The organism is Ktedonobacter sp. SOSP1-52 (assembly GCF_016587395.1).
Genome location: NZ_BNJH01000003.1, coordinates 879,429 through 901,699, shown reverse-complemented (window position 1 = coordinate 901,699; position 22,271 = coordinate 879,429). Strand labels below are relative to the sequence as shown.

The window sequence follows — 22,271 nt, the reverse complement described above, 5'->3', positions numbered from 1 at the left end:
AGGAGAAAGAAAGTGAACGATACAGACACGCTCTTCGAGCGCCTGGCCACGCTGACGACCGGGTATGAGCCTGATCCAGTTAAAGAGAGCCAGGAACCAACCTACTATGACTATCCGGTGCTCACGAAATCCTTCTGGAGTACCGAGATTATCTGGTACTTCTTCTTTGGAGGTCTCGCGGCTGGCTGCTATACCCTCGCCAGCATCGCTGCGCTTTTTGGTAGCAAAGAAGATCGCGTGGTGGTACGCACAGGCTACTACCTCGCGCTGCTGGCCCTGCTGCCCTGTCCACCACTTCTAATTAAAGACCTGGGACGCCCGGAGCGCTTCTTACATATGCTGCGCGTCTTCAAAGTCAAGTCACCCATGTCCATGGGGACCTGGTGCCTGCTTGGCTTCTCCCTCTTTAGCGGTATAACCGCGACCATCCAGGCCGCACGCGATGGCCTGCTTGGCAAGTGGTGGGGGGCGCGTGCGCTCGCGGCCCTGCCCCAGAAGCTGCTCGCGCTTCCTGGTATCGCTCTGGCCTTCTTCCTGGGAAGCTACTCGGGCGTCCTGCTTACGGCTACCAGCATTCCCCTCTGGTCACGTGATAAGCGCCTGGGGGCAATCTTCCTCACCTCCGCCCTCTCCACCAGTTCGGCCCTGATCTCGCTTATCTTGCGCGTCATAGGCGCGCCTACGCGGACTCTGCATAAACTGGAAAAGATTGAGTGGGTGGCTATGAGCCTGGAGGCTCTGGAGATCTTTAGCTTCTTACGCGGTTCTGGTCGGGCCGCACGCCCTCTCGTCGGCACTGGTCCCCAAGAGCAAGGGCGGCATTTCTGGAGCTTTATGATAGGTGGTGGCCTGGTGCTCCCCTGGCTTCTGCAATCGCTCACGCTGCTGGGTGGAAAGAAACTACGGCGCACGCGGGCGCGTGGTGGCAAGGGTCTACTCATCTCGCTGCTCGTGCTGATAGGTGGCTATTTCCTGCGCCGCACCATCGTCGAGGCTGGACGCACCTCAAGCGTCGATGCTCACACCACTCTCTGGAACGCGCGCCGCTGACCCTGGAAGCAGAACCAGGAGCGCCCATTCTGTCTCCTTTCGCGCTCCTGGCGGCTTTTCCTTCTCCTCCCCATTTTGTCTATGTAGCCCTTCCTGGTACCAGACGGTAGAAAACAATTCAACTTTTTTCGCGCACTTTCGTAAGCTACTACAGAGAGATCTGAATGTCTACGAAGCAAGAGTATTTTCGTGGCTGAGAAAGGGCTTTATATTCTATGGCGGAGTCACAGGACACTGGCAGCACTGAGCAGAATCGTGCTCCCCAAACCACTACAACAACCAAGCTTCCAAAAGAACAAGAACATACAACCGCACAGGCAACCACTACTCGCGGGACAACGCGGCCCCTTGATGCGCAAGAGGTCACTGAAGCGAGCAGTGATGCGCTCCAGCTCACAGTGATTGAGGGTCTCCAGGTTGGGCGAGGTGTCGCACGCATCGATCCATCGCAAATTGCGCGCCTGGGCTGTAAACCCGGCGATATCGTGATGATTACCGGGTCACGCACGACCGCGGCCAAGGTCGTCCCCAGCGCGCTCACTGATCGCGGCCAGCCCACCATCCAGATGGATAGCCAGGTACGACAGAATAGCGCCTCTGGCCTGGGCGAGCGCGTGACGGTTCGCAAGGCCAAAGTACGCGATGCGGAGAAGATCACGCTCCTCCCACTAAGCGCGGGAACGCCAATCCAGGAGAGCGATCTGCAATACATCGCCCGCTACCTGGTCGGACTCCCTGTCACTATTGGCGATCTGCTGCGCATTGGCATGCCGGGAACCTCGCCACGCGAGTTCCTGATTATCAACACCTCGCCAGCCACACCCGCCTATGCGCTGCGCAAACGCACCACCAGCGAGTTGCCCCCGATTGATCCACCTCAGCCAACAGCTGATGTTGAGGCCGTTCTGGTCCAACCGGGGACACTGGTACGAGCACAGTCACGAGGCGCAACCAATCATGGTCCAGGGATTATCAGTTACGAGGATATTGGCGGCTTAGGCAAAGAGCTCCAGCGCATTCGCGAGATGATTGAGCTGCCCCTCAAGTATCCTGCCGTTTTTGATCGCCTTGGTGTCGAGCCTCCCAAGGGTGTCTTGCTCTATGGCCCTCCCGGAACCGGCAAAACCTTGATCGCGCGTGTCGTCGCCGCCGAGACCAATGCCGCCTTCTTCGTCATTAATGGGCCTGAAATTATCAATAAGTTCTATGGAGAGAGCGAATCGCGCCTGCGTTCAGTCTTCCAGGAGGCCCAGCGCCAGGCTCCCAGCATTATCTTCATCGATGAACTTGATGCCCTGGCGCCTAAACGTGCCGAGAGCGGCGGCGAGGTCGAACGGCGCATCGTGGGGCAGTTGTTGGCCCTGATGGATGGTCTAGCCTCTCGCGGCCAGATCGTGCTTATTGGCGCGACCAACCAGCCCAATGCCCTGGATCCCGCCATCCGCCGCCCTGGTCGTTTTGACCGCGAGATCGCCCTGCGCGTTCCCGACGTACGCGGGCGCACAGAGATCCTGAGCATCCACAGCCGGGATGCCGCCATGGCCAACGACATCGACTTTGCGCGCCTGGCACAACTGACGCCGGGCTTTGTAGGTGCCGACCTGGAGGCGCTCTGCCGCGAGGCCGCCATGATTGCCTTGCGACGTGTGCTCCCACATATCGATTACCAGCGGGGCTATATTCCCTATGAGACCCTGATCAACATGAGTATTACCATGGCTGACTTCCAGGCCGCGCTCCGCGAGATCGAACCCTCGACCACGCGCGAGGTCTATGTCGAAGTCAGCGAAACATCATGGGATGATATCGGTGGCCTGGAGGATATTAAAAAGAACCTGACCGAGGGGGTCGAGTGGCCCCTGCGCTATCCCGACATCTATGCCAATGCCAAGGTCGAGCCACCACGCGGCGTCTTGCTCGCGGGCCCTCCTGGATCGGGTAAAACCTTGATCGCTCGGGCACTTGCCAATCAATGTGAGGCCAGTTTTATCTCCATCAAGGGGCCAGAACTGCTCTCGAAGTGGGTTGGTGAATCGGAGAAAGGCGTACGCGAGGTCTTCAGGCGCGCGAAACAGGCCGCGCCCTGCCTGGTCTTCTTCGACGAGATCGATGCCCTCGCACCCCGCCGTGGCAGCGGCATGGATGGCAACGTCGGCGACCGCCTGATCGCCCAGCTACTCACCGAAATGGATGGTATTGAAGGACGCGAAGGCGTCATCGTCCTGGCAGCAACCAACCGCCCGGAACTCATCGATCCCGCGATCCTACGCCCGGGACGCTTTGACCTGGTCGTTGAACTGCGCTATCCCAACGAAGACGAGCGTCGCATGATCTTTGATGTGCATCTGCGCGGTCGACCCATTGCCTCTGACGTGACCAGCGAAGAGTTGGCGCGTCTCACCGATGGACGTAGTGGTGCGGATATCGAGGCCATCTGTCGGCGTGCGGCCCTCCTCGCCCTGCGCGAATGGATCACGCCCCAACTCAATACGCTGCAACCAGCGGCTGTTCCAGCTCAAGCAACGGCGACGGCCGATGTCACAGATGCACTACACGCAACCTCTGCCAGCTCTACTAGCGTGGCCCTGCTTCCCACCCAGGATACTACCCAGTTCCAGATTCGCGCCGAGCACTTTGCCCGCGCGATTGATGAGCAGCGCGATCGCTATGATGTTCAGGAAGAGGCCGAGGAGAAACACACCAAGCTTGAGAAGGGACGCGAACGCCTTCTTGAGATGGCCGCGGGCCAGGACCAGCTCTCAAACCTGCCAGCCCTATCAGGCGCAGGCACATCCCTACTAGCCCTGCGAAACCCCATCTTCTGGGTGCTCTCCCTTCTGCTCATCCTGGTCATCGTCGCCGTCGTACTCCTACTACACGTCACCGGACTCTTCTAGCGAGGCTTCCAGAAGCATGTAGCAGAACAACTTTCGCCCAGGTTAAAGAATGGAACGCGGGATGGCAGCCTCCGGCTGCCATCCCGCGTTCCATTCTTTAACCTGGGCGAGGGACGCAGGCGCGAGAAGCCATGTGCGCCAATTGCATTAACATTACATTAAAACAGTAGGATTTATAGCCTCATCAAAAGAATAATCTCAACATTTTTCATTGTGCATCTATCAATGTTTCTATAGCATAATTTGAAAAAAGCCAGAAGAGACTAAAAGGCTGTGTATAAGCCAGAAAGCGGCTCAAGCATTGTAAGTACCATACACTTACAATATATAGGCAACTATGCTATAATAAAAAAGGAGAGCGTTTTTTTTCAACAGGTGAAGGGAGCGAACAGTGTCATACTTACCTGACAACTCCTCTTCCATCTCTCGTGAGCAAATTACTGAGGCATTCCTGAAGGCCATCAGCCTGATTGACAAGCGGGTCTATCCCTATCTGGGGAGAGCGACCACGCGCGTGCTGGTTCAGGGAGCTGCCAAAAGAGTTATGGATAAACATCCCTTCCTTGGGTGCCTTATTAAACGGCCTTATACCGATATTCATCCATCTGCCATCCAGGAAGAACTCTCAGGCGTCACTCCAACCGAGCTCGTTAACGGTCTCAATGACCTTCTTGACGAATGCTTCGCTGGCTTACGAGAATTGACAGGAGACCTTATTGTGCCACACCTGCACGAGGAAGTAACCCAGCAACTACGGCAACTCTAGTAGCAGCAAGGAAAGAGCATGGAGAGCAGCGTGCAATCGGAAATGCAATCCCAGGCAGGCGCGATTCGCTCTTCCACTGGACAGAACGCGGATCGCCTGGTTCATATCCGTGAAGAGATAGTATATCTCAATACTATCGGAAAGCGCTTCGTTGCGGCGTTTGATCGCTTTCAAGTCCACCGTGCCCTGCTTGCGGCCCTACAAGAGATCTATAGTTTCACTGCCTGCTGTATCTTGCTCAAAGGTCCTCCCAACCAGCTCTTCATTATCCCATCCTATCCCTTGAGCACACCCTTGCTCGAAGCCATGATTCACCGGATTACCAGCGCTGCTCATGTCATGGATTTTCCCCACATCGATGAGAAACAGCTCGCGGCAACCGCCTACCTGGATGCCCCGATGAACTGGCACAACCTCGTGCGCGAAAAGGCAGCTCAGGAGAGACCGTCGGCTCTTGCCTCAACATCCCTTTAACGGTCGAAAGCCACATCATCGGACTACTTAGCCTCTTTGATGAACAGCCCGGCGCCTTCGACACCAACCTGCTCCAGCTTACCGCGATGATCGCCGATTATGCCGCTATCGCACTGGAGAATGTGCGTCTACGCGAACGGGAGAATGCACTCTGGCGACAGGCAGAGCTTGAGCGCCAGCGCCTGGAACTGGTAATTCGCAGTATGGCTGAAGGCCTGCTGATCACCGATGCAGAAGGGGCGGTTACCTCCCTCAATCAGTCCGCCAGGCATATGCTTGGGCAGGCGAATGTCCATTTTCAACTCAACATCCCCTTGCACGAACTGGCTAAAGAAAACGCCGTTCCCTGGCTCGAACGCCTGGCAGATACCGCTCAAGAAGCCCTGCAAGGGAAAACGGTGACGAATCAAGAACTCTTTATTGGCGAAGGTGACGAAACCGTACCATTGACGCTCCATGTGAGCGCCGCACCACTCTATGCCGCAGATGATGTTACTTCTCCTCCGATAGGGATTGTGGCCGTGCTCAACGATGTGACCTCGATGAAACAGGTTGAACGCCTGAAAGATGAGTTTGTCTCCGTCGTCTCACATGAGCTACGCACCCCGCTAACAGCGATCAAAGGCTATACGCAACACCTGGTACGACGCGTTGAACGACGCCTGCGCAAGCTACGTGGCACGCCCCCACAACTCAATCCTCTGCCCACACCCGAGCCACCTGAGAGCTATGACTTGCGCAGCCTGAACATCATTCAGAGCCAGACAGAGCACCTGGAACGCCTGGTCAATGATCTGCTGGATCTCTCACAACTTCAATGGGGCCAGCTACAACTACAATACGAAGAGTTTTACCTGACCGACCTGCTCAATGAATATGTCCGTACTATCCAGGATAGCGCCGAGCAACATACACTCTACCTGGACATTCAGACACGTGATACACGTATCATTGCTGACCGCAAGCGGATTGGACAGGTCATTGGCAATATTCTGGATAACGCGATCAAGTACTCCCCCAATGGAGGAAAGGTTACCGTACGCCTGCAAAGACAGCAAGGGGAGTTCCTGGTGAGTATCATTGATGAGGGTATTGGGGTTAGTCTCGAGCACTATGACCACATCTTCGAACGCTTCTACCGCGTCCACAACACCTCAACCCAACAATATTCGGGCATTGGGCTGGGTCTCTTTGTAACCAAGGAAATTATTACGCGTCATGGGGGCGTATCTGGTTTACGAATAATCAACACATTGGCACAACCTTCTACTTTACCCTGCCACCAACCGCGCGCACGGCTTCACATGAACTGCGCAACCACTAGAGAGCGTAGGGTCCATGCTGGTATGGACTTGAGGCCCACTCTTCTCGTTGGCGTGCTCGCAAACCAATAAACCACTACCCTCACCAGAATTGCGGCAAGGGAGCCCTCGGCTTGAGCCGTAGGGAGAAATTGCCGCGAATGCCACAGGCACAATTGGACACTACTACCGTTTAGTGGTAAAATGGGTGTATGCAGATACAAAGAACCGTTCCCATTGTCATCGAGCCTGACAGCGACCTTGAGCACACTATTGATGTGTTTCGGGAGGTGCAACAAGCCCTCTCTGAACCGTGTTTCAATGGTGGGAAACCTCTTGGTGCTCTCGCGTTGCAACGGGCGTGTTACCATCAGGTGAAAGGTTCGCTCTCGGCACAAATGACGATCTCTGCTATTCGTCTTGTCTCCGCCGCCTATGCCAGCGCCAAATCCAACAAGAAACCTGCACAACGCCCCTTTCTCTTCAAGAAGGCTCGTGCGTTGTTCCTGGTCGGAAAGCGTGGGCGTGACGCTGACTTTCGCAAAGATGGCACCCTCTCTCTCTGGACGGTAGCAGGACGGAAACACCTCACGTATACGCTCCCTCAAGACTTTGAGACGACCTTTATGAAAGCCATTGAGATTGATAGCCTCATCGTTATCAAGCGCAATGGCAAGCTCATTGGGCGTGTGACGCTTACCCTTGACGCCCCAGAGCCTCAAGGGATTCTCCCGGTAGGCATTGACCTTAATGAAACCAATGCCCTTGTCGCCGTTGACCCCGATGGGCGCACCCTCTTTGTGAGTGGGAAAGACGTCAAAGTCAAGAATCGACGTACCGCTAAGACTCGCGCTCGCCTCCAGCGCAAACATGCGACCCGTAAGGCAGAGAAGAAGGATACACGCAGTATTCGGCGTCTTCTCAAACGGTTAGGTCGCACACAACGCAATCGTACCCGCACCTTTGCCCAACAAACAGCCAGGCAACTGATAGCCTTTGCCCCTGAGAATGCCGTGCTCGTCTTTGAGGACTTGCATATGCCTCAACCAGAGAAGAACAAGCTCAAAGGCAAGGCACTTCGACGTCGAATGTCGCTGTGGCAACGGCGCCTCATTCGCACCTGTGTGGAGAACAAAGCCCAGGAATGTGGACTGACCGTCACCCAGGTGAACCCTGCCTACACGAGTAAGAATTGTTCTCGTTGTGGCTTGCGTGGGATGCGCAAACGTCATGCCTTCTCCTGCCCTCACTGTGGCCACACGGACCATGCTGATGTGAATGCGGCGGTAAACATTCGCAACCGCTTTACTGCCTTTCGGGGTAGTGGGCTGCTGTCAATCAGCCCTGAAGCCCAGTCCTAGGATGTGGGCAAGCCCTTGCATACATGTATGGGGTTATTGACTAAAAAGCTTTCAATAAATCAGCGGGAGACGAGCCAAAGTGGTCATTGACATACGAGTGACCATAGGGTGTGAAATGAATGCTGGCCCAGGTGGACCGTAAGATCTGGATATTGCGCAGAATACGTGCTTCGCCCCAAAGTGGATAGAGCAAATCGCGCAAGGCAAGCACAACATCGCTCGTGCTACTAACAAGCACGCCGCAACAGACCACCAGTCCGATAAACAGAGGATGGTGAGGTACAATAAACGGACTGAGAGGGGTAAAGAAGCCAATGTAGAGCACACTTCCAGAGACCAGCGCCGGGACAAGCGCGTTTAACCAGGTGAAGAACACGGAAGGCTTGTGCAAGACCATAAAGGAGACGCCAAGTGGTCCGATTGCCCACCCAATCACGGGCTCCCGCCGAAGTAAAAGCACCAGGAGATGTGCTAAGCGGAAAGAGATTATCCAGAAGACGACAAGCAGGACGGCTCCCAGCGGATATACCACCTGGAGGTGCAGGACATTCATAAGCATAACTGCTAATGCTGGCATAGCATACCCTCGCCCAAAACACGGTCAGAAAGTCCTCGTATGAAGACAAGAACCCGCCGAAACCAGTAGTGTGTATCTATTATTATAAGCTATAAATTTGAGGGAAGCAATTGCAACAGCCCAAAAAGGATAGGAAAACAAGAATATAGCTCACAAAAAGAGGTAAAAACATTGTTAGGGAAAATGTGGGAGAGCGTAACCACGCAAAGAAGAGCAAGCAAGAGAAGAAGAGGTAAATTAGTTGCGGAAGGGGATTTAAAAATGGGCGCTACTGGGATCGAACCAGTGACCTCTTCGGTGTGAACGAAGCGCTCTCCCGCTGAGCTAAGCGCCCTAACTGCTGACGTCGTCATAGTAACATCTATGCAGCTATTTGTCAAGCAATTTTTGTCTTCAATTTACCACCCTCACGCTCCCCAATTGCCTCAGCTTGTGGAGGCACCTATGCTCAAAAGAGAGAGCTAATCTTATGACCACATAAGCAGAGGGGGCCGTTTATGTCACGCATGTCCGCCGGGCGAGGAGTGAGCAAATGGCTGATCAGTACAATACTTGTGCCTGCATTGATCCTTGTTGTTCGTCGCCAGCTCGAACGTTTCGTCCAACGGCATATCTAATCCGTACGCCACGGTGGCTGAGCCTGGTGCTTTTGTATGATATACTGAGGGGCAGAAGTAATTTCTTGTTCTTTGGAGATATCATCTATGGAAGAAAAGACCTCAACCACAAATAAAGTGGCAATGGAGCCAGCTAAAGAGCAACAAAAGGTTTCATCGACGCCAGAAATCGCCGGGAATGAGCCTCGCAAGGCCTATGGAACCGCCAAGACCGAGAATTTGCAGGATTCGGGACTCTGGCGCATCCTCTTGCCAGGCTTTGTCGCCGCGTGCTGCATACTCTTGTTCATTATCCCGATCGGCATTCTCGCCCCGCTCATCTGGCAAGCCATCGATCCGTCCTCGCCAACGGGGCCTCATGGACTCAATCTCATCTGGCTCTGGATTGGCATGGCTGTGATTGAATTGACGATTGCAATTGTCATTTTCCTTGGCTTCCGCAGAATATTTTTTACGCAAGCGGGCAATTATAGTCGTTAAGCCATTCCTCTTTCCTTCATCTCAGCTCGCCTTAAGAAGAAGATATCAGAGTGGCGTATGGACCACGGCCCATACGCCACTCTGATATCTTCAAGTGCCGCAGGCACAAACTATCAAGCCTGAAGAAAACCATGTGAGTAGCTCTACTCGAATGAGCGGCCCATCAAGGGATGCTGACCTTTGGGAACAGGCGCCGCGCAATCACCAGGCGCTGAATTTGCGCGGTTCCCTCAAAGATGTCAAACACTTTGGCATCACGGAACCACTTATGCATAAACTGCTTTGTCTCCGTCATCTCTCCAGGCGACGAAAGACGCACAGCCTCAGCGGTTACCTTCATAACCAGCTGGCCCGCGTATGCCTTACACATCGACGCCTCTTTTGAATTAGGAATACGCTGATCAGCCATCCAGGCCGCACGCCACACAAGCAGCCGAGCCATCTGGATCTCCTGCCGCAGCTCCTCTAACTTCTCAGCGATCTCGCGTCGCTGATATGGAGCATATCCTGCCGGTAACTCGTGCTGGTACCAGGCTTGCGCGCCCTCGTACGCAGCCCGGCAGATACCAACCGCGAGCGCTCCGACCATGGGGCGTGTGGCGTCCAGCGTCCCCATAGCAGCCTTAAAACCACCCTTCGCGCCCGCCTCGCGTCCGGCTAACAAGTGGTCTTTAGGAATACGGCAGTTCTCAAAGATTAACTCGGTCGTTTGTGAGGCGCGCAACCCCATCTTCTCTTCAATACGACCAATAATCAGTCCTGGCGTTCCTTTGGGAACGACAAAGGGGCGAATACCCGCGCGCCCCATACTCTTGTCTATGGTCGCAAAGGTAATAATGAGGTCGGCCCTGGCCCCATTGGTGATATAGTGCTTGTGCCCATCAATGACCCACTCTTCGCCCTCTAACCTGGCCGTGGTCGCCATCCCAGCGACATCTGAACCAATCCCGGGTTCCGTCAGCGCCAGGGCGCCCCAGTGTAGCTGGTCATCTCTGTAGATACGTAAAAATTTCTCTTGCTGCTCTGGCGAACCCTGGGCAAGGATAGGGGGGGCGGCCAGGCCCGGTCCAGGCATAGCGGTGGCAAGGGCGGCATCACCCCAGGCCATCTCCTCGTGCGCCAGCATCGCCAGGATTGCCTCCTGGCGCTCTCCCGGCTGGCGGAACTGTCGCGCCTGCCCCTCAACGCCACCACGGAAACGCTTCTGCATCTGCCAGAAAAACGACTCGGGAATCTGCTCGGTGCGATCACACTCCAATGAGATCGGGCGCATCTCTTCTAGCGCGATCTGATGTGCGAACTCGCGATATTCCTGCTGCTTTGCGCTTAAGCGAAAATCTAGCATGCGCTTCTACTCCATCGATGCGGCGTTGCGCATCCACATCTCAACGGGGTGATCCTGTAGAAAGCCAGCGCCACCCATAACCTGTACCGCGTCAATCGTCGCTGATTGTGCCAGCTTGATAGCCTGCTTCTGTACGGCCTCGATATTACGAACAATCGCGACTATATCCTGCCCCTGATCCCACTGCGTCGCCGCCTGCCAGAGAAAGAGCCGTACCGCGTCCAGCTTCATCGCCATCTCGGCCAGCATAAAGGCAATACCCTGGTATGAGACGATGGGGCGTCCAAAGGCGATCCGCTCCTCGGCATAGCGACTGGCATACTCAAGCGCCGCGCGTGTCATTCCACATGCCACGCCAGCCCGCAGGAGCAAATACAGCGAGGCCGCACGCAATATAGCAGGCGAACCTGGCTCTCCAAGCAAGGCCCCCTCTGGTAAAACCACGTTCTCCAGGCGGAAAGTGGCACTGGGAGCAGCCTGCAATCCTAGCTTCTGCTTCTCGGAGCGCACCTCCATGCCCACCGCTTGCTCTGGCAGAAGCACAGCACACAGACCATCATAAGTCTGTATACCCTCTACCCGCGCTAGCACGACACGTAGTCGTGCCTGCTCTGCATGAAGGACGTCGCGTTTCGTGCCAGAGAGAAGATAGTGATTGCCCTGACGCTTGAGTATCGTCTGCACATTGCGAAGCTCATAGCCCCCTGTAGGCTCGGCTATACCCAGACAACCACGCTCCAGATACCCGCGTTGGGCATCACCAAAATCTGGAAGATAGGCTTCTTTCTGTGACACATTCCCCGCCAATTCAACACAGAGTGGCCCCATCAGCGAGCCGAGGATAGATAAGGCCTGGCCTCCATCCCCATATCCCAATTCCTCAGCCACCAGGGCATAGGTAGCGGCCTCGATGGGGCCAGCGCCTCCATATTCTTCAGCAAAGGGGAGCGTAAGCCCGGTTTGCGCGAACGTGCGCATGACATCTTGAGAAATATCGCCCTGTTTTTCCGCGGCTCGAGCCTGGGGACGCAGTAAATCAATAGCCAGGCTTGAGGCCAGGCGGCGTACCTCTTCCTGCTCTTCAGAGGGAGAAAAATTGAGCATCTTTCAAATCGGCATGCGGCGACCCCTATCCAAAGAACTATCTTTTATACCCATTTAACATAGACAAAGAAGAGGCCCCATCAGATGCGGACTGACAAGCCTGAGATTTCAAGGCCGTATTTGTCAACTCTTCGTTCCCGGGCAACTTCTTCAGCCATGTGGCGGATTCGCTTTGTAAAATGTGTAGAAAAGACAGAGGGGGTGGAATATGCCGCTCCTTTCTTGCAAAAACTAAGCATATATGCTATACTTGTGCGTATGGATAGAACAATACGGATACAACTCAAGCCGACTCACGAGCAGAAACAGTTGCTTGACGAGACCACCCGACAATTCACGCAAGTCTTCAATGCTGTGTGCGCCTATGGATGGCAACACAGCGAGAAGAACGGTGTTCGGCTTCATCACGCGACCTACTATAAGTTGCGTGAGACGTATCCTCGTTTGAACGCCAATGTGCTCATTCAGGCACGCATCAAAGCCACGGAAGCCTTGAAATCGACCTTTGACCGAAAGGCCAAAGGGCGCAAGGCAGGGCAACCCCAATCCAGGCAGTGCCCTATTCGCTACAATGAGCGGACCTCTGTCCTCAACTGGCAGACACAGGAAGTCTGCCTCTCCACTGTTGAAGGGCGTATTCTTGTTCCCTTTCAAGTGCCACTCTATAGCAGTAAGTACGCAGGCTATCAGGTAACAACGGCAGATCTGTGTATCCGCAATGGGCGTTACGGGTTGCATGTCGTGGTAAGTGTCCCTGAGCCCGATGTCCCTCAAAGCGATGAAGTGATTGGGGTTGACCTGGGACTTAACCGCCCGGCTGTGACATCCAACCGTCACTTCCTTGGCTCTTGCCACTGGAAAGAAGTGGAGCGCCGCCGTTTCCGTATCCGTCGCAAACTGCAGTCCAAAGGAACAAAAAGTGCGAAACGACACCTCAAGAAGCTGTCTGGCCGCTCTTTGCGATTTCACCGGGACTGCGATCATGTCCTCTCCAAACGCATTGTTGAACATGCCACCCCTGGCAGTACGCTCGTGATTGAGAACCTGACCCACATTCGCAGCACGAGCAAGATCAGGAAGAAAACGGAAACGAGCCGACGCCTGCATAGCTGGTCGTTCGCTCAATTTCATACCTTCTTGTCTTACAAAGCTCAGGAACGCGGGATGCAGGTGGTCAAGATCGACCCACGTCATACCTCGCAAACCTGTTCTCAGTGTGGGCATCAGCACCGCTCCAATCGAAAATCTCAATCACTCTTTTTGTGCAAGAATTGCGGATATTGTCTCAATGCCGACCTCAATGCGGCATATAACATTCGCAACAAGCACCTTGCTAGCCTTGGTATATCTTTGGCTAGTGGGTCGTTGTCAGACGGCCTCTCGTCTCAACCCTTTGTGGGTTAGGGACAAGCCCCGCCTTAAGGCAGGGTATCTGACCAACGACATCCTTTCGCCGTTCGACACTGAATGTATTCACTGAACCCCTCCACGGGATGGACAGCCTACTTAAGAATACATGCCGTTTCATCTCTTCTCATTTTATGCGATATTTTCTCCTGAATGCAACCAAAATACGCATAAAAAAGGTTTGAAAGCACCAGTTGGTGCTTTCAAGCCTTGCGCCGGGCCAATTATTTTACAATCAGGTACAATCAGGAGTCAATCGTGGCAACAGCTCAGCAAAAACTGGGCATCATCTGCATAACAGGACACTACCCCCAGATAAACGAGACTCCTGGACCTGGATAATACTCATTATGTGTCACTTCACCAGGTCCGCCACCCGCGTTCATGGCGCTCATGACCACGGCTCCATCACTCTCTATCGCCTCAACCACACCTACATGTCCATAGCCAGTAGCGCCCTGGACGCCGACTTGCAATACCATAATCGAGTGGAGTACTGGCTGGCTCGATACAATCCAACCATAATCGGCGGCACGATCAACCCACTCACTGGCATTCCCATACGTCCAGGGCACATAGTAGCCATGCAAATCATGATAGCGCTCATTCGCGTACCATGTGCATTCCCCGTAGGGATAGACATTCTCATATACAGCATCATCCGCATGTGCCACACCAGGGGCTTGAAATCCATGAATGCTCACGCTCAATGCTGCAACGATAGTGAACATCACCAACGCTACCGCCGCACATCTCCACACCACACCCCTTACCCCATTGCTTCTCCGGAATACATTCCAGATCTTTTGATGCGTTCGCATTGTTTCCTCTTCTAATAGTTCAAATAGTATAATCTCCTCGTCGCGCACTCTTCCTCTCTAGGCCCTTCACAGCCTGGCCCATAAACAACGGCACAGGAAAAAAGCGCGCCTACACATACTATACCAATGCGAAAAAACACATACATACCTATTCTTAGTTAGTAGCGTAAGGGGCCTGGGCAACCATAGGTTGTCCAGGCCCCTTACGCTACTAACTAAGTTGAGCGCCACAGGCGCGAGGGATTACACCTACCATAGGCCCACGGAGTTCTACAACATTTGCTATTTCACGCTGATGGGTGGTTCCAGGCACAATACAGAAGGCACGTGATGCATAAACGCTAAGCGGAGGAGCGCGTAGCCAGTCCCTGAGAGACCCAGCATTAGACCTGGCGTCTCTAGACCCATAGGGGCACCACTAACCCAGCCCTGCCGATCAATTGTATCTAACAGCTTGGGCATGGCTCGCTCGATGCGCTCAAGCAGCTCCGGCCGCTCCAGCATCTGAGCCGCGGTCAGCAGAATGTCTATATTGCCGAAATCGCCATGACAGAGAGAGTGGCTACTACCCAGGCCCTTGGCAAAGGTTGTCTCAATGCCAACCTCGATCTCTTGCCGAATGGCTGCATCATCGACAAAGCGCAAGCAGCCTAAACGCGCCAGGAGAATGCCCGCCGCTCCATGGCACCAGGCAGACATTCTATACTTCTTGTTTTCGTCCTGTGACTCATCTCCCGAACGCAGATCTGGCCAGTTGTTTGCCTCCGGCGAGAAGAGGTGGCGCTCATACGCAAAGGCCTGCATCGCGGCCTCGTGAAAACGCTGATCGCCACTTACACTAGCCAGGCGCAGCAAATTGAGCGCAATCCCAGCAGTACCATGCGCCATTCCCGTCAGGGCCACAGTCTCCACCGAAGCGATCCAGCCAATCCCAACCTCTTGTGGCGTCTTTTTCTCCAGCAAGCGCTTACCGCACTTGATCGCGGCATCCAGCGTGGCCTCAGATGGATGCACCTGGTAGAGGTTAAGCAAGGCAGCGAGGGCTCCAGCCGCTCCGGCCATCACATCAAACATCTCATCATGCGCCACAGACCGTACCAACGGCCCTATGTACTCCTCAGCCTCCAGAAACAGCGTAGGATCGTTCCAGAGAGTCCCTAGATGCGATAGCAGGTAGATATACGAGCTATCACCGTTATAGCCACCTATGGTAAAAGGGCGGCCCGATTCGCGCCTGTACTTCATCTGACGGTGGAGCATTCTTAAGGCGTGCCTGGCAACCGAGGTGTATTTCTCTTCTCTGGTCAGCGCGCCGAGATACGCCAGGAAGAAAACAATGCCAGCTACCCCATTATATAAATCGGGATCAGAGGGGTGGAGACCCCAGCGTCCTGGCCCACGCGAGGTAATGCTCAGCCAGTCAAGGAACTCGCCATTCTCTAGCCGCAATTCCAGCAAGCGGTCTCCAGCAGCAAGTGCAGCGTCCAGCACGCGCTCACGCGAGAACGGCGTGGTCGTTGGCTCATACCTGAGCGAGGGATAGAGCTTGCGCCCGCTGGGGAGGTCCAGATTCACAAACGATGCGCGCGCAATCCAGGATTGGCGCTCCAGGTCTTCCTCATTCAATTGCTCGACAAACGCCTGCACCAGTTCCAGACCCGAACTCGCAAAAAAGTCCGGAACATGGATACCATGCCCATTAATCAAGTCTCGTGATGATGCATAGGTATAGAAGAAAGGAATATCGCCAGCCCAGAGATCTGCAATCTCTAAATTCAGGAGTGGCTTGAGTTGAGGCAGATTATCAATATTAAACCAGAGGCGATCGAAGAGGCGATCGCGCTCCAGCGCCTCGCGCAACATGTTCGGATGATAGCTATGCTCCAGAATCAGATCGTAGAGCTGTGTATTACGCGGGAGACAGCGGACCTCGATCTCAGCAAAACGCGCTACCTGGCTCTTCAGGAACTCTTCGCGATGCATCATCAACAGGCGATAGACAGTGGCAAAGCCGGTGACGAAATGCTCACTGTAGGAAGCAATATCAACCTCACCACCCTGCAGCGTGGGCAGATTCTGGCCTAAGCTCAGGCTCATTTGCTGGTGCTCGACGCGCATCTCATCAGTGCCAGCTCCCTGGACAACAGAAACCAGTGTCGGAGCGAGCTGACCCGGACAACCACCCACAGCGCTAATATCGATCCCCGCGTTCTCGCCATCCGACCAGATACGATTGGGGAGCATGCCCACATTCAGGACTGTATGAGGAGGCCCATCAAACAATAGGTCCTGCTCTTCGCTCTCAGGTGGGCGTGGGAGAGCCTTTAAACGTGGCAGGAAGAGCACCTCAAGGTCGACCAGGAAGGGATGCTCGCCACAGGCAATCAGATTCTCAGCGTGGAAATCGCCCGCATGCAAGGCATAGAGAATCGCCAGGTAGCCACCCTCGCGCTGGTAGAAACGCTCAACCTCTTCAACTGAGTGACAGGTCGACGGCTCAATAAACTCCACCCAGCCATATGTTTCGCGCTCCAACATCTTCAGTGTGCGAAACTCCGGCTCGAAACCCTTCGCGTTCAGCCAGTTCAGCAGGGCCGAGAAATGACGATCCGTGGCAAGCGAGCGTGGTTTATAGACCACGTGCAGACCAGAGCTCCAGCGGAGCACCGCGACACTACGGCCACCACGATGGGTGTCACCTTTTCCCGTCTGCACCTCGACCAGCGCCCCAGAATCACTACCAGGAGCAAAGAGGGTCTTCAGCGACTCCCAATCAAGACACAGGCGCTGCAACAGTTCTAACTGCGTATTAACCCAGCGTTCACAGGTTTCGACCAGCAGGCGTGCCAGGACCGCATATTCCTCTAGAAAGGCCAGAATGTGCTTCTGGCTGCGTAAACGCTGAAGAAAGCTCTGGAAGCGTTCCTCTGGCGTCTCCCCCTGTAGTAGCCCATGCACACGTGCCGCATTCAATTCCAGGATAAAAGTCTTCGTCGACTTACTGAGTAGCTCCTCTGGCAGCAGTTTAAACAGTGAGGCCGTCACCTGCTCACGCTCAAAGGGTAGCGTTGGGTGTGATTCCGCCAGTTGATCTACCCCGGCCTGCAGGCGCTGATAACTATAGACCAGCAGGGGCTGCAACGCCGCCAGAAATGAGCGCGATAGAATATGTTGCTCGCCATCGATTATCTTCAGCACGGAGGCATCAGGGGCTGAGGATCCGCAAAAAACAGCGAGTAGTGTGCGTAGCCAGTCAGGCGTTGCCCCCACACGCACCTGCAGTTCCTCGACAGGTTCGTTGAGCAAGTAGAGCAGATCTGCCTCCGTCAGCCCCGCCATCTCTAGACGCTGACGAAAATAATCGCCCTCATTAAAAGGCCGTTGTTCTTTCCAACGTGCAAGGCCCTGACGAGCATTGTCACTTATCGTGGACGTTGAATTTGTCGCCTGGCTATGGGGGATAGAAGCAATACGCTCGGAAAGCGTTAATGCACGATACCAGTTTGCGCTCACCGGCTTATCTCCTGGCTTCTCCGAGGTCTGAGCCATATCTCTCACGTTCATCTATATAATCCCTTGAATCACTAGTTCATATTCAAAAACATAGTAGGGGTGGCCCTCATCGACAGCTGTACAGGTTCACACTCTGCATAATATGCTAGCTTTGTCCCGATTCGTGCTAATTATCGCTTTTACTGCCTTTTCCCTATCTAATGAAATTATATTTATGAAGCAAAACCTTTCAGCACAAGCGACACAATAATCAGGCACTCAAGAAAAACAGTGGAAGAGGGCCAAGGGATGACCCCCAGCCCTCTTCCGAGAAAAGCGTATAGTTTGCTTGTGTCACAGAAATTAGCTGTTGTTGTTGGTATTGTTGCAACCGGAAGCCAGGACGTTGATCGAGTAGGCACAAACGTTGACATTAACTACGCTACCAATCAAGCCGCCATTATTGTTGTAGATGTACGAGACATGTACGTTGTTTTCCTGGATGGTATTCTCGTCACCATCGCGGCCACCACGATGCCAGGCATGATGACAACCGCCACTGACGAGCTCCAGGGACTCATCGCTCAGTTCCACAACGCCAGCAGGATTCTCAGCGAGTGTCTCCTGGCCCAGGCTCTGACGGTACTCCTCATCTTTCCAAGCGCGAACGATATCATACTGCATATTCATTATTTCCTTTACTGCTACAATTTAATCTTATAATTGCCCACTCGGATGAAAGATACATTTGCTTTTCGCATTGGACAACTCCGCACTTTCATTGTGAAAACAGGCAATTGCCTTTCGGAATTGTTTCATTTCTTTTTTCCCTTCGAGCAATCTATTACCATCATACGATCGACACAAAATGATATTCGGATAAATGACAGGTATACATGTATATCACATGAGCCTATCTAAATAAGCTCCTAAAGCTAAGGGAAGCCTATTTTTGGAAATTTTTAAAAAGCGCAAATCCTGGGTATATATCCTGAGTGAAGAATGTAATTCGGGGTTATCTTCCCAGCGAAATCACTAAAATCAGGGCAATCGTCCTCATTAGTTCCAACATTTGGTCTTGAAAAGAAGGATAGGAGAGCCGCTATCATGTGCTAATTAAAAAGGCTTGACGGACACCATCTGGTATCCGTCAAGCCTTGCTATTATGTACACTTGAGCTGAAACTTTAGTTGTTCTGGATAGGTGGGTCCAGCAGCAGTACTGAGGGCATCATATTGGGGAAAGCCAGGCGCAACCAGGTATATCCAGCACCGGTAATACCCAACATCAAGCCTGTGGTCTCCATACCCATCGGGGCACCACTTACCCAGCCCTGGCGTTGAATACTCTCCAGGAGAATCGGAGCGGCATGCTCAACCTTTTCCTGATATTGTGGATCATTGAGCACAAGCGCGGCGGTAAGCAATGTATCCAGGCTTGCCATATCGCCATGACAGAGCGAATGACTGTTCCCAAAGCCTCGCATCATTGTCGCCTTCAGACCCGCCTCAATCTCCGCACGAATGGCTTCGTCATCAATGTAGCGCAGACACCCCAGGCGAGCCAGGGCAATACCAGCCGCCCCATGGCACCAGGCAGCCATGATATACTTTTTCCCCTCATCTTCCGCTGATGCCGCACGTAAATCGGGCCAGTTGTTATGCTCTGGCGAGAAGACATGTCGCTCAAACGCAAAAGCCTGTAAGGCGGCTTCGCGGAAGCGCTCATCGCCGCTGATATCGGCGAGGCGGAGCAAATCGAGGGCAATACCGGCACTACCATGACCTAAACCAGCCAGCGGTGCATCCTCGGTCTTGGTGATCCAACCAATACCCACCTCTAGCTGCACTTTCTTTGCCAGCAGGTGTTCGCCACATGCAATAGCGGCATCCAGAGTTGTCTGCGACGGATGAATACGGTAGAGACTCAGGAAAGCCGCGATAGCGCTGGCTGAACCCGCGACCACATCAAGCATTTCATCTGTGGGCACCTGCTCAACAATGGCGCGCACACACTCTTCGGCCTCCGAGAAGAGCGCAGGTTCATTCCATAGCATGCCCAGATGTGAGAGGAGGTAGACATACGATGATAGGCCGTTATACACGCCAATATTAAAGACACCAACCACCTTCCTGTGAAACTCTACCTGACCACGAAGCATCTTGAGCGCCCGCCTGGCAATGGTACTATATTTCTCTCTCCCTGTGAGTGCACCCAGGTAAGCCAGGAAAAAGATGATACCAGCATTACCAGCGTACAAATCGGCACCGGCAGGGCCTAAACCCCATGACTCCTGGTCAAAAATCGAAACCCCCATCCAGTCAACAAAGTCACCATTCTCTAGCATTAGTTCGTGCAGGCGTTCTCCTACTGCCAGAGCGCCTTCCAGAGCTCCCTCGCGTGAGAAAGGTTTAGGTGTAGGATCTAGCTGCAATGAAGGGTAGAGGCTCCTATCGGACCCTTTCACCAGGTAGATAAATGATGAGCGGATCAACCAGCTTTGCAGCGCCAGGTCTCGTTCATTCAGACGCGAAATCTCTCGTCGCACCAGGTCCAACCCGGACTCAACAAAGAAATTGGGAATACGCTCACCACGATAACTCATGAGATCACGCGTGGAGGCACGGGAATAGAAGAAAGGAATATCTCCGGCCCACATATCAGCCGCCTCGGAGTTGATCACGCTTAAGAGCGGCGGAAGTGCGTCGACGTTAAACCATAAGCGATCGAATAAACGATCGCGGTCCAGCGCATCACGCAACACATTGGGGTGGTAGCTGTGCTCCAGCAGGGTACCGTAGAGCTGAGTGTGACGGACCAGGCAGCGTACCTCATCCTGAGCGAAGCGCGGGATCATTCGTGTCAAGAGATCCTCGCGTTGGGTAAGCAACAGGCGATACACATTGGTAAAACCCGTCACGATACATTCGGCATAGTCAAAGGGATCTACAAACTGCCCCTGCAATGTCGGGAGGTTCTGACCCAATGCCATTTCAATACGCTCGCGCTTGATACTCATCTCGTCAGTACCATCTCCCTGCAAGGTTGGTACGGGAGCTGGCGAGAGCTGGCCGGGTCGACCACCAACTGCACTGATATCGACGCCGTCACTATTCTCACCCGACCAGATACGACTGGGCAGGAGTCCTATATTCAGGACGGTGCGCGGTGGTCCTTCGATACCTGGCGCTTCTTGACTATCTTCAGGTTGTGCTGGATCCCTCGCGAGAGGCAGGAATAACACCTCTAGATCGATCAAGAAGGGATGCTCACCACTGGCGATAAGGTTTTCAGCGTGAAAATCCGCCGCCTGTAAGGCATAGAGGAGCGCCAGAAATCCGCCCTGACGCTGATAGAAGCGCTCAAGCTCATCTTTCGATTGGCAGGGAGCATTGGGAATAAACTCTACCCAGCCATACTTCTCCCGGTTGAGAAGCGTAAAAGGGCGAAATGCGGGCTGAAAACCATGCTCGTTCAACCAGAGCAGCAATTCTTGAAAATGGACATCTGTAGACAACGAGCGTGGCTTATACACTAAGCGGAAGCCAGAACTCCATTGGAGAATAGCAACGCTCTGGCCACCACGATGGGTATCGCCCTGGCCGCCCTGTATCTCAATCAGCATGCCGGGGTCCAGATCAGGACAGAAGGTCGCGCGGATCTCCTTCCAATCTCGGCAGAGTCGCTCCAGGATTTCGAGATGAACCTCGAGCCAGCTTTCGATACCCTCAACAAGCAAACGGGCCAGTACGGCATATTCTTCCAGAAAAGCTAAAATATTTTGCTTTGAGCTGAGTTGTTGCAAGAAGCTTTGAAAGCGTTCAGCTGGCGTCTCTCCTTGTAAACGTCCTTCCACACGCGCGACGTTTAGCTCAAGAATAAAGGTCCGGCCTGACTTGTTCAAGAGGAAGTTTGGTAAGAGTGAAAAGAGCGACGCGACTATCTGCTCACGCTCAAATGGCAACACCGCATATTTTTCCGCGATACGCTCCACGCCCTCGTTCAAACGTCTCCAGGTGTATACCAGCAAAGGCTGAAGTGTGGAAATAAACGAACGGGATGTAGCCTGGTTCTGCTCCAGAAGCTTGAGCACTGCCTCCTCAGGAGCCTGTTCGTCTTGAAAGACGGACAGCAGGATCTGGAGCCATTCAGGGACGCTGCCAGCACGCTCTTTTAGAGACTCGGGAGAAGCGCTCAGCACTTGCTGGAACTCTTCATCTGTTAAGCCAACCTTTGCCAGGCGTTGCGCAAAATAGTGTTCATCTTTAAAGGGGCGCTGTTCCTTCCAGCGTGCTAGGCGTCGTTTAGCGGCTTCGCTCACTTCCTGAACGGGAAAAGGTGAGGCAGTATTAGCGCGAGAAAACAAAGCCGCCCGCTCGACAAGCGTTAAGGCGCGATACCAGTTCGCGCTTACCTGTGTATAAGATTGCTTCTCAAGCGTAGTTGTGCTTGAGAAGGCATTAACTTCTTTTATGCTCATAGGTATGTTTTCCTCAGAAACACTAGTGGGGGGTTAGCAATGAGGGAGAAAATAACATGGTGCAGCCTTTCTCATAGTGCATCACCTGGGAAAGTATGC

General features: G+C 53.7%; 15 protein-coding genes, 1 tRNA gene and 1 pseudogene. 9 read left to right on the top strand and 8 right to left on the bottom strand.

The annotated features are described in order from the left end of the window. The first annotated feature begins 12 nt into the window (after positions 1-12). The 7 genes and pseudogenes from nrfD (at position 13) to JMJ16_RS29390 (ending at position 7,849) form a co-directional block, all read left to right on the top strand. Positions 13-1,050 (top strand): NrfD/PsrC family molybdoenzyme membrane anchor subunit, encoded by a 1,038-nt coding sequence (nrfD, locus tag JMJ16_RS29415; RefSeq protein ID WP_201387401.1) that lies wholly within the window; start codon positions 13-15, stop codon positions 1,048-1,050. A 215-nt stretch (positions 1,051-1,265) separates the two neighbouring features. Further along, entirely contained in the window at positions 1,266-3,947 is a 2,682-nt protein-coding gene (locus JMJ16_RS29410) for a CDC48 family AAA ATPase (RefSeq protein WP_201387399.1), read from the top strand. A 391-nt stretch (positions 3,948-4,338) separates the two neighbouring features. Further along, positions 4,339-4,713: a hypothetical protein gene (locus JMJ16_RS29405; protein WP_201371544.1), complete on the top strand. Its 375-nt coding sequence runs from the start codon at positions 4,339-4,341 to the stop codon at positions 4,711-4,713. A gap of 30 nt (positions 4,714-4,743) precedes the next feature. Then, a complete protein-coding gene (locus JMJ16_RS29400; RefSeq protein WP_201387397.1) occupies positions 4,744-5,187 on the top strand; it encodes a hypothetical protein in 444 nt (147 codons plus the stop codon). Then, positions 5,178-5,243 (top strand): annotated as a pseudogene (locus tag JMJ16_RS57320) (hypothetical protein); the annotation flags it as partial. The gene JMJ16_RS29400 and the pseudogene JMJ16_RS57320, both read left to right, overlap by 10 nt. A 30-nt stretch (positions 5,244-5,273) precedes the next feature. Next, positions 5,274-6,581, top strand: coding sequence for a cell wall metabolism sensor histidine kinase WalK (locus JMJ16_RS29395; protein ID WP_201387396.1), 1,308 nt, complete (start codon positions 5,274-5,276; stop codon positions 6,579-6,581). Positions 6,582-6,700: 119 nt separating this feature from the next. Next, positions 6,701-7,849 (top strand): RNA-guided endonuclease TnpB family protein, encoded by a 1,149-nt coding sequence (locus JMJ16_RS29390; RefSeq protein WP_201387393.1) that lies wholly within the window; start codon positions 6,701-6,703, stop codon positions 7,847-7,849. 40 nt (positions 7,850-7,889) lie between these two features. On the opposite strand, the gene JMJ16_RS29385 is transcribed toward JMJ16_RS29390, so the two are convergent. Both JMJ16_RS29385 and JMJ16_RS29380 read right to left on the bottom strand, forming a co-directional pair. Beyond that, positions 7,890-8,426, bottom strand: a complete 537-nt coding sequence (locus JMJ16_RS29385) for a hypothetical protein (RefSeq protein WP_201387391.1) — start codon at positions 8,424-8,426, stop codon at positions 7,890-7,892. A 262-nt stretch (positions 8,427-8,688) separates the two neighbouring features. Further along, a tRNA-Val gene (locus JMJ16_RS29380) sits at positions 8,689-8,760 on the bottom strand. 370 nt (positions 8,761-9,130) lie between these two features. Between JMJ16_RS29380 and JMJ16_RS29375 the strand changes: the two genes are divergently transcribed. Beyond that, complete coding sequence (locus JMJ16_RS29375) at positions 9,131-9,523, top strand: hypothetical protein (RefSeq protein WP_201387389.1); 393 nt, start codon at positions 9,131-9,133, stop codon at positions 9,521-9,523. 163 nt (positions 9,524-9,686) lie between these two features. Here JMJ16_RS29375 and JMJ16_RS29370 read toward each other — a convergent pair whose 3' ends face one another. Together JMJ16_RS29370 and JMJ16_RS29365 are read right to left on the bottom strand one after the other, a co-directional pair. Then, a complete protein-coding gene (locus JMJ16_RS29370) occupies positions 9,687-10,868 on the bottom strand; it encodes an acyl-CoA dehydrogenase family protein (RefSeq protein ID WP_201387387.1) in 1,182 nt (393 codons plus the stop codon). Between the two features lie 6 nt (positions 10,869-10,874). Continuing rightward, complete coding sequence (locus JMJ16_RS29365; RefSeq protein ID WP_201387385.1) at positions 10,875-11,972, bottom strand: acyl-CoA dehydrogenase family protein; 1,098 nt, start codon at positions 11,970-11,972, stop codon at positions 10,875-10,877. A 258-nt stretch (positions 11,973-12,230) separates the two neighbouring features. Between JMJ16_RS29365 and JMJ16_RS29360 the strand changes: the two genes are divergently transcribed. Then, on the top strand, positions 12,231-13,376 hold the full coding sequence (locus JMJ16_RS29360) for an RNA-guided endonuclease TnpB family protein (protein WP_201387384.1): 1,146 nt from the start codon (positions 12,231-12,233) through the stop codon (positions 13,374-13,376). Between the two features lie 308 nt (positions 13,377-13,684). On the opposite strand, the gene JMJ16_RS29355 is transcribed toward JMJ16_RS29360, so the two are convergent. The 4 genes from JMJ16_RS29355 to JMJ16_RS29340 all read right to left on the bottom strand — a co-directional run bounded on the left by JMJ16_RS29355 (position 13,685) and on the right by JMJ16_RS29340 (position 22,172). Further along, positions 13,685-14,200, bottom strand: a complete 516-nt coding sequence (locus tag JMJ16_RS29355; protein ID WP_201387381.1) for a CHAP domain-containing protein — start codon at positions 14,198-14,200, stop codon at positions 13,685-13,687. 282 nt (positions 14,201-14,482) lie between these two features. Next, the gene (locus JMJ16_RS29350; RefSeq protein WP_201387379.1) at positions 14,483-17,764 is read right to left on the bottom strand and encodes a type 2 lanthipeptide synthetase LanM family protein; all 3,282 of its coding nucleotides are present in this window, start codon (positions 17,762-17,764) and stop codon (positions 14,483-14,485) included. Positions 17,765-18,055: 291 nt separating this feature from the next. After that, positions 18,056-18,376 (bottom strand): mersacidin/lichenicidin family type 2 lantibiotic, encoded by a 321-nt coding sequence (locus JMJ16_RS29345; RefSeq protein WP_201387377.1) that lies wholly within the window; start codon positions 18,374-18,376, stop codon positions 18,056-18,058. Positions 18,377-18,878: 502 nt separating this feature from the next. Beyond that, on the bottom strand, positions 18,879-22,172 hold the full coding sequence (locus tag JMJ16_RS29340; RefSeq protein WP_201387375.1) for a type 2 lanthipeptide synthetase LanM family protein: 3,294 nt from the start codon (positions 22,170-22,172) through the stop codon (positions 18,879-18,881). Between the last annotated feature and the right edge of the window lie 99 nt (positions 22,173-22,271).

What these genes read in the sequence shown, in the direction of transcription:
- JMJ16_RS29395 (WP_201387396.1), top strand. Translation starts at nt 5,274, where the DNA reads ATGATCGCCGATTATGCCGCTATCGCACTGGAGAATGTGCGTCTACGC.
- JMJ16_RS29340 (WP_201387375.1), bottom strand. Translation starts at nt 22,172, where the DNA reads ATGAGCATAAAAGAAGTTAATGCCTTCTCAAGCACAACTACGCTTGAG.
- JMJ16_RS29345 (WP_201387377.1), bottom strand. Translation starts at nt 18,376, where the DNA reads ATGCAGTATGATATCGTTCGCGCTTGGAAAGATGAGGAGTACCGTCAG.
- JMJ16_RS29390 (WP_201387393.1), top strand. Translation starts at nt 6,701, where the DNA reads ATGCAGATACAAAGAACCGTTCCCATTGTCATCGAGCCTGACAGCGAC.
- JMJ16_RS29350 (WP_201387379.1), bottom strand. Translation starts at nt 17,764, where the DNA reads ATGAACGTGAGAGATATGGCTCAGACCTCGGAGAAGCCAGGAGATAAG.
- JMJ16_RS29355 (WP_201387381.1), bottom strand. Translation starts at nt 14,200, where the DNA reads ATGCGAACGCATCAAAAGATCTGGAATGTATTCCGGAGAAGCAATGGG.
- JMJ16_RS29360 (WP_201387384.1), top strand. Translation starts at nt 12,231, where the DNA reads ATGGATAGAACAATACGGATACAACTCAAGCCGACTCACGAGCAGAAA.
- JMJ16_RS29410 (WP_201387399.1), top strand. Translation starts at nt 1,266, where the DNA reads ATGGCGGAGTCACAGGACACTGGCAGCACTGAGCAGAATCGTGCTCCC.
- JMJ16_RS29370 (WP_201387387.1), bottom strand. Translation starts at nt 10,868, where the DNA reads ATGCTAGATTTTCGCTTAAGCGCAAAGCAGCAGGAATATCGCGAGTTC.
- JMJ16_RS29375 (WP_201387389.1), top strand. Translation starts at nt 9,131, where the DNA reads ATGGAAGAAAAGACCTCAACCACAAATAAAGTGGCAATGGAGCCAGCT.
- JMJ16_RS29385 (WP_201387391.1), bottom strand. Translation starts at nt 8,426, where the DNA reads ATGCCAGCATTAGCAGTTATGCTTATGAATGTCCTGCACCTCCAGGTG.
- JMJ16_RS29365 (WP_201387385.1), bottom strand. Translation starts at nt 11,972, where the DNA reads ATGCTCAATTTTTCTCCCTCTGAAGAGCAGGAAGAGGTACGCCGCCTG.